The following is a 1748-nucleotide window of genomic DNA, read 5'->3' as shown; positions in this document are numbered from 1 at the left end:
ATCAGACAATCTGTGTGAGCACTGCAAAGAACGCTTCTTTAAGGTAAGGAGGTGATCCAACCGCAGGTTCCCCTACGGTTACCTTGTTACGACTTCACCCCAGTCATGAATCACAAAGTGGTAAGCGCCCTCCCGAAGGTTAAGCTACCTACTTCTTTTGCAACCCACTCCCATGGTGTGACGGGCGGTGTGTACAAGGCCCGGGAACGTATTCACCGTGGCATTCTGATCCACGATTACTAGCGATTCCGACTTCATGGAGTCGAGTTGCAGACTCCAATCCGGACTACGACGCACTTTATGAGGTCCGCTTGCTCTCGCGAGGTCGCTTCTCTTTGTATGCGCCATTGTAGCACGTGTGTAGCCCTGGTCGTAAGGGCCATGATGACTTGACGTCATCCCCACCTTCCTCCAGTTTATCACTGGCAGTCTCCTTTGAGTTCCCGGCCGGACCGCTGGCAACAAAGGATAAGGGTTGCGCTCGTTGCGGGACTTAACCCAACATTTCACAACACGAGCTGACGACAGCCATGCAGCACCTGTCTCACAGTTCCCGAAGGCACCAATCCATCTCTGGAAAGTTCTGTGGATGTCAAGACCAGGTAAGGTTCTTCGCGTTGCATCGAATTAAACCACATGCTCCACCGCTTGTGCGGGCCCCCGTCAATTCATTTGAGTTTTAACCTTGCGGCCGTACTCCCCAGGCGGTCGACTTAACGCGTTAGCTCCGGAAGCCACGCCTCAAGGGCACAACCTCCAAGTCGACATCGTTTACGGCGTGGACTACCAGGGTATCTAATCCTGTTTGCTCCCCACGCTTTCGCACCTGAGCGTCAGTCTTCGTCCAGGGGGCCGCCTTCGCCACCGGTATTCCTCCAGATCTCTACGCATTTCACCGCTACACCTGGAATTCTACCCCCCTCTACGAGACTCAAGCTTGCCAGTATCAGATGCAGTTCCCAGGTTGAGCCCGGGGATTTCACATCTGACTTAACAAACCGCCTGCGTGCGCTTTACGCCCAGTAATTCCGATTAACGCTTGCACCCTCCGTATTACCGCGGCTGCTGGCACGGAGTTAGCCGGTGCTTCTTCTGCGGGTAACGTCAATGAGCAAAGGTATTAACTTTACTCCCTTCCTCCCCGCTGAAAGTACTTTACAACCCGAAGGCCTTCTTCATACACGCGGCATGGCTGCATCAGGCTTGCGCCCATTGTGCAATATTCCCCACTGCTGCCTCCCGTAGGAGTCTGGACCGTGTCTCAGTTCCAGTGTGGCTGGTCATCCTCTCAGACCAGCTAGGGATCGTCGCCTAGGTGAGCCGTTACCCCACCTACTAGCTAATCCCATCTGGGCACATCCGATGGCAAGAGGCCCGAAGGTCCCCCTCTTTGGTCTTGCGACGTTATGCGGTATTAGCTACCGTTTCCAGTAGTTATCCCCCTCCATCAGGCAGTTTCCCAGACATTACTCACCCGTCCGCCACTCGTCAGCAAAGCAGCAAGCTGCTTCCTGTTACCGTTCGACTTGCATGTGTTAGGCCTGCCGCCAGCGTTCAATCTGAGCCATGATCAAACTCTTCAATTTAAAAGTTTGATGCTCAAAGAATTAAACTTCGTAATGAATTACGTGTTCACTCTTGAGACTTGGTATTCATTTATCGTCTTGCGACGTTAAGAATCCGTATCTTCGAGTGCCCACACAGATTGTCTGATAAATTGTTAAAGAGCAGTGCCGCTTCGCTTTTTC

Annotated in this window: 1 rRNA gene; it reads right to left on the bottom strand. The window is 52.7% G+C overall.

From position 1 onward, the window contains the following. Positions 1 to 44: 44 nt before the first annotated feature. A 16S ribosomal RNA gene (locus FEK66_RS13715) occupies positions 45 to 1586 on the bottom strand. Positions 1587 to 1748 lie beyond the last annotated feature (162 nt).

It is taken from the genome of Escherichia sp. E1130, assembly GCF_005781065.1.
Lineage (GTDB): Bacteria > Pseudomonadota > Gammaproteobacteria > Enterobacterales > Enterobacteriaceae > Escherichia.
This window is presented reverse-complemented; position numbering and strand designations above follow the sequence as displayed.